At 39.6% G+C, this 16,815-nt stretch carries 16 protein-coding genes; 14 read left to right on the forward strand and 2 right to left on the reverse strand.

Annotation, left to right across the window (positions count from 1 at the left end):
* Window positions 1-2: 2 nt before the first annotated feature.
* From BN161_RS22635 to BN161_RS22700, 14 genes are all read left to right on the forward strand, one after another.
* Complete coding sequence (locus tag BN161_RS22635) at window positions 3-413, forward strand: hypothetical protein (RefSeq protein WP_125910911.1); 411 nt, start codon at window positions 3-5, stop codon at window positions 411-413.
* Complete coding sequence (locus tag BN161_RS22640) at window positions 398-1,246, forward strand: glycosyltransferase family protein (protein ID WP_044270486.1); 849 nt, start codon at window positions 398-400, stop codon at window positions 1,244-1,246. The genes BN161_RS22635 and BN161_RS22640 overlap by 16 nt, the downstream gene beginning before the upstream one ends.
* 247 nt (window positions 1,247-1,493) lie before the next feature.
* Window positions 1,494-2,399, forward strand: a complete 906-nt coding sequence (locus BN161_RS22645; RefSeq protein ID WP_044270488.1) for a glycosyltransferase family protein — start codon at window positions 1,494-1,496, stop codon at window positions 2,397-2,399.
* A gap of 323 nt (window positions 2,400-2,722) precedes the next feature.
* On the forward strand, window positions 2,723-3,448 hold the full coding sequence (locus tag BN161_RS22650) for a WecB/TagA/CpsF family glycosyltransferase (RefSeq protein ID WP_167332568.1): 726 nt from the start codon (window positions 2,723-2,725) through the stop codon (window positions 3,446-3,448).
* Window positions 3,409-3,966, forward strand: coding sequence for an acyltransferase (locus BN161_RS22655; protein ID WP_044270490.1), 558 nt, complete (start codon window positions 3,409-3,411; stop codon window positions 3,964-3,966). Before BN161_RS22650 ends, BN161_RS22655 begins: the two co-directional genes overlap by 40 nt.
* Before the next feature lie 33 nt (window positions 3,967-3,999).
* Window positions 4,000-4,851, forward strand: a complete 852-nt coding sequence (locus BN161_RS22660) for a polysaccharide deacetylase family protein (protein ID WP_044270492.1) — start codon at window positions 4,000-4,002, stop codon at window positions 4,849-4,851.
* A 10-nt stretch (window positions 4,852-4,861) separates the two neighbouring features.
* Window positions 4,862-5,836 (forward strand): NAD-dependent epimerase/dehydratase family protein, encoded by a 975-nt coding sequence (locus tag BN161_RS22665; RefSeq protein WP_044270494.1) that lies wholly within the window; start codon window positions 4,862-4,864, stop codon window positions 5,834-5,836.
* 21 nt (window positions 5,837-5,857) lie between these two features.
* Window positions 5,858-6,814, forward strand: a complete 957-nt coding sequence (locus BN161_RS22670) for an MraY family glycosyltransferase (protein WP_044270496.1) — start codon at window positions 5,858-5,860, stop codon at window positions 6,812-6,814.
* A gap of 364 nt (window positions 6,815-7,178) precedes the next feature.
* The gene (locus tag BN161_RS22675; protein ID WP_244436598.1) at window positions 7,179-8,951 is read left to right on the forward strand and encodes a sensor histidine kinase; all 1,773 of its coding nucleotides are present in this window, start codon (window positions 7,179-7,181) and stop codon (window positions 8,949-8,951) included.
* 38 nt (window positions 8,952-8,989) lie between these two features.
* Window positions 8,990-10,705, forward strand: coding sequence for a bifunctional metallophosphatase/5'-nucleotidase (locus BN161_RS22680; RefSeq protein WP_209441923.1), 1,716 nt, complete (start codon window positions 8,990-8,992; stop codon window positions 10,703-10,705).
* Between the two features lie 55 nt (window positions 10,706-10,760).
* Window positions 10,761-11,090 carry a hypothetical protein gene (locus BN161_RS22685; protein ID WP_044270499.1) on the forward strand — a complete coding sequence of 110 codons (330 nt, stop codon included), beginning with the start codon at window positions 10,761-10,763 and terminating at the stop codon, window positions 11,088-11,090.
* Between the two features lie 78 nt (window positions 11,091-11,168).
* Window positions 11,169-13,490 (forward strand): TonB-dependent receptor, encoded by a 2,322-nt coding sequence (locus BN161_RS22690; protein ID WP_044270501.1) that lies wholly within the window; start codon window positions 11,169-11,171, stop codon window positions 13,488-13,490.
* Window positions 13,491-13,676: 186 nt separating this feature from the next.
* A complete protein-coding gene (locus BN161_RS22695) occupies window positions 13,677-14,549 on the forward strand; it encodes a helix-turn-helix domain-containing protein (RefSeq protein WP_044270503.1) in 873 nt (290 codons plus the stop codon).
* 62 nt (window positions 14,550-14,611) lie between these two features.
* Window positions 14,612-15,373: a creatininase family protein gene (locus BN161_RS22700; RefSeq protein ID WP_044270504.1), complete on the forward strand. Its 762-nt coding sequence runs from the start codon at window positions 14,612-14,614 to the stop codon at window positions 15,371-15,373.
* A gap of 14 nt (window positions 15,374-15,387) precedes the next feature.
* Here BN161_RS22700 and BN161_RS22705 read toward each other — a convergent pair whose 3' ends face one another.
* Together BN161_RS22705 and BN161_RS22710 are read right to left on the reverse strand one after the other, a co-directional pair.
* Window positions 15,388-15,792, reverse strand: coding sequence for a DUF4878 domain-containing protein (locus BN161_RS22705; RefSeq protein WP_044270505.1), 405 nt, complete (start codon window positions 15,790-15,792; stop codon window positions 15,388-15,390).
* A gap of 31 nt (window positions 15,793-15,823) precedes the next feature.
* The gene (locus tag BN161_RS22710; protein WP_044270508.1) at window positions 15,824-16,456 is read right to left on the reverse strand and encodes a C40 family peptidase; all 633 of its coding nucleotides are present in this window, start codon (window positions 16,454-16,456) and stop codon (window positions 15,824-15,826) included.
* Window positions 16,457-16,815: the final 359 nt, after the last annotated feature.

Genomic DNA, 16,815 nt, shown 5'->3' on the forward strand with positions numbered 1-16,815 from the left:
TTATGTATAAAGGAGTCGTACTAACAAGGTCTTTTTTAATTAATGATTCGCCAGGAGGACAAATACTGCGTGTTTTATTCTCCCATGTTAATTCAAAATGTTGTTCTCTTACGTATTATATTTCAGATATCGGAAAACATGTGATAAATCATTCATTTGATGTAGTAAATATTCATGAAAAAGTATGGGTGAGATATATAGCAGCGTTTGTTCGCCGTATTTTATCTGATTTGACATTTCTTCCTGGATATGAATGGTGGTCATGGGGGGTAAAAACAGTCAAGGTTATGGAACGAGAGATTGCTTGGGAGGATATTGATTATATACATTCTGTAAGTTATCCTTGTGCTTCACATTGGGCAGCATTTCAACTAAAAAAAAGACGGGAAAACCTTGGGTGGCTCATTTCTTAGATCCATGGGTAGAAAACCCATATCGCCCATTTAAAACAAAATATTTTAAGGACAAAGATTATGCAATGGAGCGAGATATCGCAACTTATGCAGATTTGATAATCCATAATAGTCAGTCAATGGTTGACTCTTGGATAAGCAGATATGGAGATTTAGTGAGAAACAAGATTGTTATTTTATCGATGCCTATTAGTTTACCTGATAATTATTTATATGTAAATAAGTATGGAATATCCGATAAGAAAAAAAGAATTATTTCTCACATTGGTTCTTTGACAAGTGGCAGAACTTCTGAAGTCTTTATAAGAGCTGTAAAGTCATTCGTGTGTAAATATCCTGAGTTGAGTAATCTGTTGGAAGTAAAATATGTAGGATATGTTTGTAATAAGGATAAAAGTCTTATATCTAAACTTGGTCTTCAAAAATACTTTAATTTGCTTGGTCAGGTATCTGAAGAAGAGTGTGTTGAATGTTATATTAATAGTGATGCTTTTCTTGCTATTGACAGTTCTGGAAGCCTTTTTTATCCTTCTAAAATATTGAAATACTTTTATTTTGAACGCCCGATTTTAGGGATAGCATGTTCTGGTAGTGTACTTGAAAATGAGATGTGTGAGTCAAAAAATACTTTTTGTCCTATTGATAAAACTGAAAATATTGAATTGTTTCTGCTTAAATTACTTTCTGCATATGATACCATAACTATAAATGATAGAAATTACTGGAGGAAATTTCTTCCTGAACAGATGGCGAGTCAATATGAAAGCCTGATATGTTCTTTGTTAGAGAAAAGTAAGTACACAGATTTATCTTGTGTGAATTTGAAAATTTAAATGAGATAAGAAGGAGAAATGAAGTACAGAAAAATTTCGATGATTTGGAATTTATGATGTTTGAGGTTTTATGATTAAGATTTTAGTTGATTTTTAGGGGATTATTACTTGTAAGATGGTAAATCTTATGTTTTTTGAATGAAGAACATATTGTTGTGAGTTTTTTAATTTAGGATGTGTATTGCTTATGTAACATATCTTAATCTTACTCACAAGGAATATGAAATGTATTATGAAATAATTGTTTATGTTAGCTCCTATTGTAATATTTGCCTTTAATAGGTTGGAGGTATTAAAGAATGCTGTTTCCTCTTTGCTTCAGAATAGAGAAGCTATTGATTGTGATCTATTTATCTTTGTGGATGGAGTTCGAAATCATAAAGAAGGTGAAGCTGAAAAAGTTTATGCTGTGCAGGAATACGTTAAAACTATTGAAGGGTTTAAGTCAGTGCATTATACCTTCAGTGAGGTTAATAAGGGACTTGCTAAAAGCATAATAAGTGGTGTCTCGGAAATTTTGGATAAGTATGGTAAGGCTATAGTTGTTGAGGACGATCTCTATACATCGCGTAGTTTTTTACGGTTCATGAATGATATGTTGAATAAATATGAATTGGATGAACGCGTTATGCAAGTGTCTGGCTATGGATGTAAACTTACTCGTTTGAGAAATTATCCTCATGACGCATATTTAAATGAAAGAGCTCAATGTTGGAGTTGGGCAACATGGAAGGACAGATGGGAAACTATTGACTGGAATGTAACAGACTTTGAGGAACTATCAGCGTCTCCTACCTTACAAAAAGCGTTCAATAAGAGGGGAAGTGATCTCTTTGGTATGCTGAAAGGGTATATGGAACATAAGGTTGACTCTTGGTATATTCGTTTTCATTATTCAATGTATAAACAATGTCGGTATTGTATAACACCAGTGAGGTCACTTGTACGTAATGATGGTTTTGGAGAAGAGGCCACTCATTGTAAATCATACAATCGATACAAAGTAGACTTTGAGATAGAGCACTCTGGAGAATTTAGAGTGCCGGATCGTCTTGAACCATGTGAGAGGATTATTGCAAATTCTGTTCGCTATTGGCAGATATTATACCGTGTATATGGAAAAATTGTGACGATTCTGATGCGATTGAGGTAATGTCTCAAGATTCCTAATGTTAGGATGACGCTTCTTTTGTTGTCTAGTAAGGAATTTGGGTTAATAGTGGTTCGCTTTTATGTCCTTGAGTGAAGTATAAAGTTTTATTGGAATACTGTTAAACATTAATGTGGGTTATAGATTTATTAGTTTTAAAGAATTTGTACAATAATATTCAAGATGAGTGTGAGTATGCAGAAGATGCTTGATTTGGTAAGATATATAGCACATTTTGATTGTTTATAAGTTCGATATTTTTTATGTGAAAAATGGTTAGTAGATTTAAAGTTGGGAAAGTAGGCATATCAAGAATTAATTTGGTAATGGCAATCGATAGCCTAAATCAGTATATTTTACAAGGAAAAATAGGATATATATGTGTAACAAATACACGTACTGCATATTTATCAAATGTTAATGATAAATATTGCGATGTCCAAAATAATTCGCTTTTAACAGTGCCAGATGGGATGCCTTTAATTTGGATAGCCCATAATTTAGGATTTTTGGAAGTGGGGCGTACATGTGGACCTGATTTGTTTTTGGCTGTATTGGAAGAGTCTAAAATAAAAAAATATTCTCACTATTTTTTTGGAAGTACTCCACAAACAATAACCGCTATAAAAAGAAAACTATCTTTGGAATATTCTTCTGTCGTAATAAAGAATGCAGTTTCTCCTCCTTTTCAACCTATAGAAGAGTATGATATTGATGCTTTAGCAGATGATATTAATAAGTTAAGACCTACTTTTTTCTGGTGTGGACTCGGTGCACCTAAGCAAGAGCAATTAATGGCGATGTTGCAGCCTAAATTGGAGGCTACAATTTGTATTGGCGTTGGTTTGGTCTTTGAATATTTTGCAGGAACAGTAGAAAGAGCTCCTTTATGGGCTCAAAAATCAGGTTTAGAGGGAATTTATCGTTTATTACAACAGCCTAAGAAAATTATTAGAATAATAAAACCTTTTTCTTGGATTATTTTACAATATTTAAAATCAATTATTTGTAGATGGAAGTCAAACATCAACCATGGTATGAAGAAAAAATAAGCTTAATTTTTTCGGAAATATTTACTGGATTTTTTTCTTTTTCTTTCGTAAAAGCTTTCTTCTCTTCTTTTGCTTATTTTCTGCATGAGCAGGTCATTTGGCGAAAAAGAATACATCACAAAGGAAATTATCGCATTCATGCACGTGCTTCGCTTCGTAATTCACAAAATATCTATTTAGGGGAAAATGTTCGTATTACAATGGATTGTTGTATTTGGGCAGAGCAACATTCTAAAATTGTATTTGGTGATAATGTTTTAGTTGGTCCTGGTGTGAAAATGTTTTGTGGTAATCATGGTATAAAACTGTGTGGTATTCCAATGGTTTATCAAGAGAGGAGTGAAAAAGATATTATTATTGGAAATGATGTATGGATTGGTGCCAATTCTATTCTTGTTTCTGGTGCAAAGATAAATGACGGAGCTATTGTTGCAGCCGGTTCGGTGGTGACAAAAGAAGTACCAGCAAATGCTATAGTAGCTGGATCACCGGCTAAGGTTATCAAATACCGTTCTTAATAATAATAAATATCTTTTTTCTATATTTCTTTTATGAACCTATTAACCTTCGACATTGAAGACTGGTATAATTGCGACTTTATCTCAGGTGATTTCAATTGGGATAAACATGAAGTGCGTATATATCAGGGAGTAGACCGTATTCTCACAGAATTAGAGAAACGGAATCAAAAAGGAACATTTTTTTGCCTTGGCTGGATTGCGGAAAGACATCCAGATGTGATTCGTTCTATTCAAAAGCAGGGGCATCATATAGGTTGTCATTCCTATCAGCATGAGTTGTCTTTCCGTTTTGATGAGAAGGCATTTAAAGCAGATACATTGAAGGCGAAATGCCTGATAGAAGATGTGACGGGAGAGGAAGTGAATGCATTTCGTGCTCCGGGTTTTTCTATTACCAAGAATAATACTTGGGCGCTTTATTGTTTGGCAGAGATGGGATTCAGATATGATTGTTCGATGTTTCCTGCTCCTCATGATTATGGTGGTATGCCAAGTTATGGAGAAGGTGTTCCGAAACGTATTGATGTTGGTGATGGAAGGATTATTAAAGAGTTTCCTATAAATATCCATCGGATAATGGGCAAACATATTGTTTTTTCCGGTGGTGGTTTCTTCCGTTTGTTTCCTTACTGGTTAATTAATCATTGGGGAAGACATAGTGATTACATGATGACTTATTTTCATCCGAGAGATTTTGATGAAGGACAACCTGTCATGAAGAACTTACCTGCCGTACGTCGTTTTAAAAGTTATGTAGGTATAAAAGGTGCGTTTACTAAGTTTCAACGACTATTGGATCACTATGAATTCTATAATGTGGAACAGGCGGATGAACTGATAAATTGGGATACTATTCCTGTAATACAATTAGATAGTTTATAATAAGAGAATCATGAATATATTAATTACAGGTATTCACGGTTTTGTGGGCTCCAATCTTGTTCTTGCCTTAAAAGGACATCATTCCCTTTATGGTCTTGATATTATCGCCCCTGAAAAGGAGGGAGTAGTAAAAACTTTTGCTTGGAAAGATATTGAAACGACTTCTTTTCCGATGCAGCTGTTACCCAAATTTGATGCTATCATTCATTTGGCAGGCAAAGCGCATGATACAAAGAATCAGTCTGCTTCTCAGGTATATTTTGATATCAATACAGGGCTGACGCAGAAGATATTTGATTTCTTTTTAGAATCATCTGCGAAGAAGTTTATCTTTTTCAGTTCTGTGAAAGCTGCTGCAGACAGTGTAGTGGGGGATATGCTGACAGAAGATGTGATACCTACTCCGGTTGGTCCTTATGGAGAAAGTAAGATTGCAGCTGAAGAATATATTCTTAGTAAGTTGAGAAGTGAACATGGAGAATTAAAAGTTGCTATGCAGCGCGATAAACAGGTGTATATACTTCGTCCTTGTATGATTCACGGTCCTGGTAATAAGGGTAATCTGAACTTGCTTTATAATGTAGTAAAGAAAGGTATCCCCTGGCCTTTAGGTGATTTTGAAAATAAGCGCTCGTTTACTTCTATAGATAATCTTTGCTATGTAGTAGAAGGCTTATTGACAAAAGACGTAGCGAGCGGTATTTATCACATGGGTGATGATGAAGCCTTGTCTACGAATGAACTGATAGCCCTTATGTGTGAAGCTATGGGTAAGGAGCCTCACATCTGGAAAATGAACAGGAAAATGATGGAAGGTTGCGCAGGGCTTGGTACGCTGCTTCATTTGCCTTTGAATACAGAACGGCTGAGAAAACTGACTGAGAATTATGTGGTAAGTAATGAGAAGATAAAATCTGCTCTTGGCATTGACCGGATGCCCGTCCGTGCGGCGGATGGAATAATGAAAACAATACGGAGTTTCTAACCTATTTATAAATTGTAAATCGTGTATTATATCATTATATTAGTTCTGCTCTTTGTAGCAGAACTTTTTTATTTTAGAGTGGCCGATAAGTGTAATATCATTGATAAGCCCAATGAGCGTAGTTCTCATTCACGGATAACTTTGCGTGGTGGCGGTATAATCTTCTATTTTGGAGCTTTGGCCTATTTCCTGAGTAACCATTGGGAGTATCCATGGTTTATGTTGGCATTGACTCTGATCACTTTTATCAGTTTTGTAGATGATATCCGTTCTACTTCCCAAGGCCTGAGGTTGGTGTTTCACTTTACTGCTATGGCTCTAATGTTTTACCAATGGGGCTTGTTTTCGCTTTCTTGGTGGTGGATCATTATAGCTTTGATTATTTGTACGGGTATCATTAATGCTTATAACTTTATGGATGGCATCAATGGCATCACGGGTGGTTATTCATTGGTTATCCTTGGTGCATTAGCATATATCAATTCTGAGATCACTACGTTCGTAGAACCGGTTTTGATCAATACCGTTCTTTGTTCCGTCTTGGTCTTTTGTTTCTTCAATTTTCGTAAGAAAGCGAAGTGTTTTGCGGGTGATGTCGGTTCTGTGAGTATCGCTTTTATTCTCCTTTTTCTGATAGGGAGACTTATAATTAAAACAGAAGATTTCAGTTGGATAATCCTGTTATCCGTTTATGGTGTCGATAGTGTCCTGACTATTATTCATCGCCTGATGCTTCATGAGAACATCGGTTTGCCCCACCGAAAACACATGTATCAATTGATGGCAAACGAGTTGAAAATACCTCATGTTGGGGTATCATTAATTTATATGGCGGCACAGGCTTTGGTCATATTGGGTTATTTCTGTTTCGTGGGATATGGTTATTGGTATTTGTTGGGGATAATTGTATTATTGAGTGGCATTTATGTGTTGTTTATGAGAAGGTATTTTCATTTGCATATTCAAAAGAGAAAATAAAAATGAGTCTTCGGCTTTAGGAAGCAATGCGATGAATATCTGATAAAAACATTCTTTTTTTAAATAATAACGGGCGGTAAGGCGGTAGTTTGATGAACTATCTCTTACCGCCCGTTTCTTTTTTATAGTTTAAAATTCTACAACTTTATTTCTATCCTTATAACTTTATTGTATATTTGCCAAAACAATTCTATATTCACTGAATGGGCTTATTTAGGAAAATAATATATAGTTTTTTCTTTTCTTACTGGTATCCATTTTGGGGCTTTCATCAGTTTTTGCAGTGACTGGGGAACACCCGGTACTGATTATCAGTTCGTATAATCCGGATGCTCGTCAGACTTCCGGAAATATATACGATTTCATGGAAGAGTTTGAGCGTCTGGGTGGAAAAGCTCCGATAGCTTTGGAAAACATGAACTGCAAAAGCTTCTCCGAGTCGCCACAGTGGAAATCGAAAATGGCGGAGATACTGGATAAGTATGAGGGAAAGCATGCGCCTGTATTACTTGTTTTAATTGGTCAGGAGGCATGGGCTGCCTATCTGTCACAAGCAGACTCTATACGCGGAAAGTTCCCGGTACTGACTTCATTGGCAAGCCGCAATGCCATTATTCTTCCGGATGATTCTGTAAATCTGAAAACATGGATGCCTGATGCAGTGGATTTCTTTAATGACTTTACTGATTCTTCTGTCAAAGCCGGTTTTGTTTACGAATATGATGTGGAAGCCAATATCAATCTGATAAAACACTTATATCCGAATACTAAGAATATAGCTTTTGTTTCTGATAACAGTTATGGAGGCGTTTCCTTGCAAGCCCATGTAGTAGCGGAGATGAAGAAACATCCGGAGTTAAATCTGATTCTACTGGATGGACGTACCAATACGATTTATACCATCAGTGATAAACTTCATGAATTGCCCCCGAACACAGCTTTGTTGATGGGTACCTGGCGTGTGGATATGTACGACGGATATTTTATGCGTAATGCAACTTATACCATGATGGAAGCTGCGGGTGATGTACCTACATTTTCCATTAGTTCTGTCGGTATCGGTTATTGGGCTATAGGTGGAGTGACACCCTCTTACCGGCCATTGGGCAAGGATATGGCGTATCAGGCAGTCCGTCTGCTGCAAGGAGTTGACAGTGATCGTATAGAAGTAGAAGTCATCCCTAATAAAGTGATGATGGATAGTAAGATTGTGAAGGAAAAGCGTCTGGATCTGTCTTTTATTCATCAGCCGATAGAAATGGTGAATGAGAATCCATCATTCTACGAACAATATAAATATCATATCTGGACTGTTGCAACCATTTTAGTCGTGTTATCTGCGGGGTTGTTTGTTTCATTGTACTTCTATTACCATACCAAAAAGCTGAAAGATGAACTGCAAGAGTCGGAGAGCGCTTTGAGAGATGCGAAAGACCGTGCAGAAGAGTCCAGCCGTCTGAAGAGTGCCTTCCTCGCAAATATGAGTCATGAAATCCGTACTCCGCTGAATGCAATTGTGGGATTCTCGGATGTATTGGCTTCCGGGGGAAGTTCGGAAGATGAACAGCAGGGGTATGTTGATATCATCAAAACCAATTCTGATTTACTGCTTCGCCTGATAAATGATATTCTGGATGTTTCCCGTCTGGAGGCGGACCGGGTTACGTTTACATTTGAGGAATGTGATGTAGTGCCGTTGTGCCAACGCGTTTTGGCTTCCGTCAGTCAGGCTCGCAAGTCGGAAAATGAATTTATCTTTGAGTGCGACTGTGAAAGCATGGATATGCGCACTGACACTCAGCGTCTGCAACAGGTTATCATCAATCTGCTTTCCAATGCCGATAAGTTTACCCGGAACGGTAAGATTACTTTGGGGCTGAAAGTGGATGAGAAGCAGAGCGAAGTCCTGTTTTCTGTCTCGGATACGGGTACAGGTATTCCTTTGGAAAAACAGAAGCTTGTATTTGAGCGATTTGAAAAACTGAACGAGTACGTACAGGGCACAGGATTGGGACTTTCCATCTGCAAGTTGACCGTAGAGAAGTGGGGAGGAGAGATCTGGGTGGATCCGGGATATACGGATGGGGCAAGATTTGTATTTACACATCCATTAGACATCGAACAACCAAAGAAATAACTGATAACGATGAAGAGAGTTTCCTTTTTTTAGGGTGGATATTCCTCCTGATAGTAGCTGTATCAGCTCAGGATAAGATCGTAAAGCTGAAAATAGTAGAGACCAGTGATATACATGGGAACTATTATCCTTATGATTTCATACTCCGCCATGAGGCTGGAGGAAGTTTGGCGCGCATACATGCTTTTGTGCAGAAAGAGCGTGAAGTCTATAAAGATAACCTGCTTCTATTAGATAACGGGGATATTCTGCAAGGCCAGCCTTGTGCCTATTATTACAATTATATTGACACTATTTCTCCGCATCTGGCAGCTGAAGTGTTGAACTATATGCAGTATAATATCGGCAATATGGGTAATCATGATGTGGAGACCGGGCGTGCCGTGTTCGACCGTTGGGCAGGAGACTGCAAGTTTCCCATTTTAGGCGCTAATATTATTGATACGGCTACGGGAAAGACTCATTTCAAACCTTATGAAGTCCTGGAGCGAGATGGCGTGAAGATCGTAGTGTTGGGTATGATTACTCCTGCTATTCCTGTATGGTTGTCGGAGAACTTATGGAAAGGACTGCGTTTTGATGATATGGAAGAAACGGCTCGCAAATGGATGAAGATTATCCGGGAAAAAGAGAAGCCTGATCTGGTGATCGGTATTTTCCATGCCGGACAGGATGCATTGCTGATGGGCGGTAAGTATCGTGAGAATGCTTCCGTAGAAGTAGCTCGTAACGTTCCCGGATTCGATATCGTCCTGATGGGACACGATCATGCCCATGAATTGAAGAAGATTAAAAATATAGCCGGAGATTCTGTCTTGATTATGGATCCCGCAAGCAAGGGAATTGTTGTGGCAAACGCAGATGTTACTTTGAAACTTCGAAAAGGAAAAGTCATAGAGAAGCATATCGACGGCGCTTTGACGGATATGAAAGATTATGCTGCAAGTGAGGATTTCATGAAGCATTTTGCTCCCCAGCTTAATGCGGTGCAGGATTTCGTATCCAAGAAAATAGGCAGCTTCACAGAGACCATTTCCACGCGTCCTGCCTATTTCGGATCTTCTGCCTTTATTGACCTGATTCATTTGTTGCAGCTTGAAATAACCAATGCTGATATATCGCTTGCTGCGCCCCTGTCGTATGATACGGAAATTAACAAGGGGGATGTGTTTGTGAGCGATATGTTCAACTTATATAAGTATGAGAACATGCTCTATACCATGAAATTGTCCGGTAAGGAAGTGAAGGATGCTCTGGAAATGTCATATAACTTGTGGACGAATCAGATGAAATCAGCTGATGACCATCTGTTATTGTTCCGCAAACAGCGTCGTGAAGGCGCAACGGATCGTGCTTCTTTCCAGAATTTAAGTTTTAACTTCGATTCGGCAGCCGGCATCATATATACGGTAGATGTAACAAAACCGAAAGGGGAGAAGGTTACTATTATCAGCATGGCTGACGGCACTCCTTTTTCTATGGACAAGATGTATAAAGTAGCACTGAATTCATATCGTGGTAATGGTGGTGGAGAATTGTTGACTAAGGGAGCCGGGATTCTTCAAGATGAATTGAAAGGGCGTATCTTGTTCTCTACAGATAAAGATCTGCGTTATTACTTGATGCAGTATATAGAGAAAAAGGGAGTGATTGAACCGCATGCGTTAGGGCAATGGAAATTTATTCCCGAAGAATGGGTGGAGCCTGCCGCCAAAAGGGATTATGAATACTTGTTTGGAAAAGTGGAAAAATAATCGCTATCTTTGCAGTCGCAAATTTTAAAAGGGTGGTAGAAACGTGAACAAAGAGATGAAAAGAATTATAGGAGCTGTATGCTTGTTGGTGCTGTTTGTGGCATATCAGACAAGTATTACAGCTTTTACTCATGTTCACTATGTTAATGGAGTGATCATTACGCACTCTCATCCATTTCACGGTAAACATACACACTCCAAATCCGAACTTCTCGTTATTGGTCGTTTGTCAACTTTCCAGGCCCCGGAGGTTGATGTATATGAAGATCTGCACCCCATGCGAATACTTCTGGCAGTGCTGGAAGCTGAACAGGTGTCGCCTTTGGTAAAAGGAGGGGAAGAGCAGACAATTTCTCTTCGTGCTCCGCCGGCGCTCGCGGCGTAAATGGGAATTTATTTAAATTATCATTTCTCTTTCCTCTTTTAATTTTATCAATACATACATTTTTTTGAGCGCAAATTAATGAAAAAACATATACTTGCGCTGGTGCTTACGGTGGTTTGCATCAGCCTCTATGCTGTAAATCCTATAAAGGAAGGCAACATGATTTCCGGTCACGTGATTGTGAAAGGAACAGAAGAAAATATACCTTATGCAACTATACTGATTAAAGAAAACGGCCAGGGAACAGTCTCAAATGAAGAAGGCCAATTCGAATTTCGCAAGCTTCCTGCCGGAAAATATACGCTTCGTGTATCAGCTGTAGGTTATAAGACGCAGGAAAAAGAAGTAACTGTCAGTAAGGATTTTACCGCAGTTGTGCACTTCCCGATGGCGGAGGAAAGCTTCATGACTGATGAAGTGGTTGTATCTGCCAATCGCAATGAAGTGAGCCGGAAGAATGCCCCGGTTGTGGTGAATGTGATGAGTGCCAAACTTTTTGAGATGGTGAACTCCACCGACTTGGCAAAGACTCTGAATTACCAGTCCGGCTTGCGTGTAGAGAACAATTGTCAGAATTGCGGTTTTCCCCAGGTGCGTATCAATGGTTTGGAAGGTCCGTATTCTCAGATTCTGATTAATAGTCGTCCGATCATTAGTGCCCTTAGCGGCGTGTATGGACTGGAGCAAATTCCTGTAAATATGATAGAGCGGGTAGAAGTTGTACGTGGTGGTGGGTCTGCCCTGTTCGGAGCGAATGCAGTGGGAGGTACTATCAATATTATCACCAAAGACCCTATCAGTAATTCCTTCCAAGTTTCCAGTATGTTTTCGTGCATGGACGGACAGTCGTGGGAACAATATATGGGCGGTAATGTCTCCCTGGTTGCTAAAGATAACTCCTATGGTATTGCCTTGTATGAAAGCTATCGCAACCGTAACCCCTATGACCGTGACGATGACGGCTTCTCCGAACTTGGTAAGCTGAACATGAATACCTTTGGTTTCCGTGCTTACTATCGTCCTACACACTTCAGCCGCGTCAATTTGGAATATCATACAACCAACGAGTTCCGGCGCGGTGGCAATAAGTTTGATTTGCAGCCCCATGAGTCCGACATCACAGAACAGACCAAGCACATCATCAATAGTGGAGGTGCCAGCTACGATCTGTTCTGGCGTGAATATAAGCATAAAATATCTCTTTACGGCTCTGTGCAGCATACAGACAGAAACAGTTACTATGGGGCTCAGCAAGACTTGAATGCTTATGGTAAGACTGATGATCTGACCTGGGTTGCCGGTGGTATGTATGTTGGTAATATGAATAACTGTTTCTTTGCTCCGGCTACTTTTACCGGTGGATTGGAATATCAGAATAACTCCCTGCATGATGTCATGACCGGTTATCACCGTGATATGAAGCAGGATGTACGCATTGCCAGTGCTTTTGTCCAGAATGAATGGAAGATGAGTCAACTTACCATGCTGGTAGGTGCCCGCCTCGACAAGCATAATCTGATAGACAAACTAATTTTCAGTCCGCGCGTCAATTTCCTCTATAAGCCGACTGAAGATTTTCAGGCTCGTCTGACGTATTCTACCGGTTTCCGTGCACCGCAGGCTTATGATGAAGACTTGCACGTGACCGCTGTAGGCGGTGAGGGCGTTCAGATTAAGCTGGCTGACAATCTGCGTGAAGAGCGCTCTAATAGTTACAGCGGTTCTATAGATTGGAGTACATACCTCGGACACTGGCAGGCAAACGTTCTGTTGGAAGGTTTCTACACAGATCTGCGCCATGTATTCGTGTTGGAAGATATCGGTAAAGATGAGAACGGTGACAAGATAAAAGAACGTCGCAATGGTAGTGGCGCACGTGTATACGGTGTCAATCTGGATGCAAAGCTGGCTCATGGCAAAGAGGCGCAGTTCCAGTTAGGTTTCACGGCACAGCGTAGCCGCTATACGAAAGCTGAAGTTTGGACCGAAGTAGATGATGAAGAGTTGACCACCAAACGTATGATGCGTACACCGGATTACTACGGTTATTTTACTTTCTCTTCTGCGCCGTTGAAGAACTTTGATTTCTCTTTGTCCGGTATCTACACCGGTAAGATGATCGTTCCTCACTATGCACCGGTAGATGCTCCTGAAGGAGCTTTCTGTAATATCGAGAAAGACCGTATGGAGAATACTTCCGATTTCTTCGATCTCAATCTGAAGTTGAATTACACTTTTGTTTTGCATGACCATATCAAGTTGCAACTCAATGCCGGTGTACAAAATATCTTTAATAGTTTCCAAAAAGACCTGGATAAAGGGGAGTTCCGTGATTCCGGTTACTTCTACGGACCTACACAGCCGAGAACGTTCTTTATCGGTTTTAAGATTATGAATTAGATTAAGGTCTAAATTTAATATTGCGGGGGCTTCCGAAATTATTGCAAGGGCTTATGAATTTATTGTAAGAGCATAATTTCAGAAGCCCTTTCTTATACAAATGTTCCTTTTTTCTTTTTTTTAGGAGATTTCGGACGGTTTTCAGCGAAATATTGCTTATGTTTGCCGCGTAATTAAGAAAGGGAGATGAAAAATATAAAGAACGTAGACATAGCAACTATTCGCCGTTTTCCGGCAATGGATTTTATCGGGAATGATTTTGCCATATTCGACAATATAGGAGATATTCCTTTGTTTGGTTACCCTACGCGTCTGAATGCGTCTTGCCTGACACTTTGCCTGAAAGGGCATTGCCGGATACGCATCAATCTGAAAGAGCATGAACTAACCGCAGGTGTCCTGGTGGTCACACTGCCCGAGCAGATATTGCAGCAAGTGGAGCGCTCGGATGATTTTACCGGAGTTTTCATTGTAGTATCCGGACAGTTCATTGATGATGTACTTCCTACGGTGCAGCAGTTGTTCCCTTTGTTTTTCATGATTAAGGAACAGCCCTGTGTACACCTTAAACCGGAAGAGATGGATGCCATTCAGGAATATTATTCTTTCCTTCAGAAGAAAGTAAAACTGAAAGACAATCCTTTCCGTAAAGAGATTACACAAGGATTGATTCTTTCTTTGTTTTATGAGATATACGGTATCTATCAGGGTAATGAACCTGCGGTCAGAAAAACGAAAACCCGGAAAGAAGATCTCTTTGAACGTTTTATCCGTTCGATTTCCGAATCATATAAAGTAGAACGAAGTGTAGCTTATTATGCCGACAAGATGTTCCTCACAGCCAAGCATCTTTCTACGGCTGTAAAAGAAGTGAGCGGAAAGACAGCCGGTGAATGGATTGACAGTCTCGTTATTCTGGAAGCTAAAGCTCTGTTGAAATCTTCTGAAATGAGTATTCAGGAGATCTCAGACGAGCTTCATTTTGCCAATCAGTCTTTCTTTGGCAAATATTTTAAGCATCACACAGGTATGTCTCCGAAAGAATATCGTAAGCAATAGTACACAGTATCGGAATATTCTTTATTTTTGCAAGTATCAAATACCCTCAAAAATAAGAAAGCATGGAAAAAAGAGAAATTGATCTTACTGTATCCTGCTATGGAAAAGTAAAGGATGTGGAGTATGATGTTGTTATACTTCCCTGGGGAGCTACGGAACCCCATAATCTGCATCTTCCGTATCTTACTGATTGTATTCTGCCCCATGATATAGCCGTAGATGCCGCTGCTTTGGCACTGGAGCATTCAGGTGTGCGCTGTATGGTGATGCCTCCCGTACCTTTTGGTGCTCATAATCCCGGACAGCGTGAACTTCCTTTCTGCATACACACCCGCTACTCTACCCAGCAGGCCATTCTGGAAGATATTGTAGCTTCCCTGTATGCTCAGGGGATGCGTAAATTGATTATTATCAGCGGGCATGGAGGCAATAACTTCAAAGGCATGATACGTGACCTTGCTTTTGTCTATCCGGATTTCCTGATTATAGCCACTGACTGGTTCAGTATTGTTTCTCCCAAAGGCTACTTTGAAGCTGAAATAGACGATCATGCCGGTGAATCGGAAACTTCTGTGATGATGTATTACCATCCGGAATTAGTGAATCTGGATGAAGCAGGCGATGGAGAATCCAAGCCGTTTGCCATTCCTTCGCTGAATGAGAAGGTGGGCTGGGCACCTCGTCATTGGGATAAAGCTACGATAGATAGTGGGGTAGGGAATCCCAGGAAAGCTTCAGCAGAAAAAGGAGCACATTATGTAAAACCAGTAATAGAAAAGCTCGCCCAACTCTTTACGGAAGTTGGGCAAGGTGAGCTCTACTAAGCAAAGTGAAAAGCTTACTTATCTACTGACATTAGCCATTTGCCATCTCTTTTTACCATTGATTGCGTACCATCCTGCGTTTCTCCGTTTCCGTAGGTTTGCTTAATCTTTACTGTTGCGGTGTTTCCATCTTCCGATATTTCTTCTGATATGACCTCTATACTCTTCAGTCCGTCCTTTTTTTCATACTCTTTGGAAACTTTCTCTTTCAGCATGGACACAAGCCCGTCCTTTTGCTCTTTCATTTTCTCCGCACCTACGCTCTCATCGAATGCAAGTCCGTCTACAAACTTTTCATAGTCACCTTTGATGAGATAATTACCATACTTTTTCATAGCATCTCCCGGGCCACTTGAAGAGCAAGCTGTCATTAAAAACATAGTCATAACCATCAGACTAAAATAAAATACCTTTTTCATACGCTTTTTTTTTAAAGTGATTAATGTGTATTTAAAAATAGTATATCAAACAGAGACGCTTGCTCTGCGCAATATCGTTGGGCAGGAGATAATCTCCTCTGAATCCGGGAATATTTACGTGGCTGACACGCCCTTCAGGTAAATCTATTCCCTCTTTTCTGTATACAAAGTCTATCAACTCCGTGCAATACATCTTGGTGGTGTCTGCCAAATCATAATCATGATCGAATAACACATGGCTCTCATAAAGATGTTCCGCGTGAGTTGCTGCCCGGTATCTGGCTACCGAATCCCCTGATACACGCATGATAGCTCCGTTAACAGCTTTTCTTTTCTCAAAGAACACTTCTACGGTTTCCATTTTTACACGGTCAGGGTCGTCCTTAAAATCCGGTTCACCAGGTACGGCATGTATCACATACCATTGTCCGGCTTTCTTTTTCAGGATGCCGGTATGCGAATAAGTACCTTCCCGGTCTGCAGCCAACACTACTCTACTGGTAATCCCTGTTCCTCTTCTGAAAGCGATATCTCCATCCCGGAATAGTTCTTGTGGTAGCTCTACCGGAGGTGTCTCTTTATCTGAACTTCCCTGGCATCCGACTAGTACAAGGGTAAGAAACAATATTGTTTTCAGTAGTGATACGTGTGTCTTCATTTCCATCCGTACAAATATATAAATTAATTTGCATCATTACATGTTTTTTAAATGATTTTTGTAGTGTAAACGAAAAAAGAGGCAACAACCTTACTCAGTTGTTACCTCTTTTTTAATTTATACCCTAAAAACTAATCTCTTTTACCTATAAAAACTAATTCTATTTCTTTTCTGATGGCGCAAAGGTAGAGAGTTTCAGGGAAAAATGATTTGATATAAATCAAAAACTATGAGTTTATGTGATTTGATCTAGCAATTTTTTCCATCTCCTGAAGACGACTTCCGAACTATACTCTCTGTTTACTTTTTCATAAGCCCTTCTTCCCAGGGTATTGTGGCGGCGTCCTTGTTTCAGCAGGTTTTCT

The organism is Bacteroides timonensis (genome assembly GCF_000513195.1).
Classification (GTDB): Bacteria; Bacteroidota; Bacteroidia; order Bacteroidales; family Bacteroidaceae; genus Bacteroides; species Bacteroides timonensis.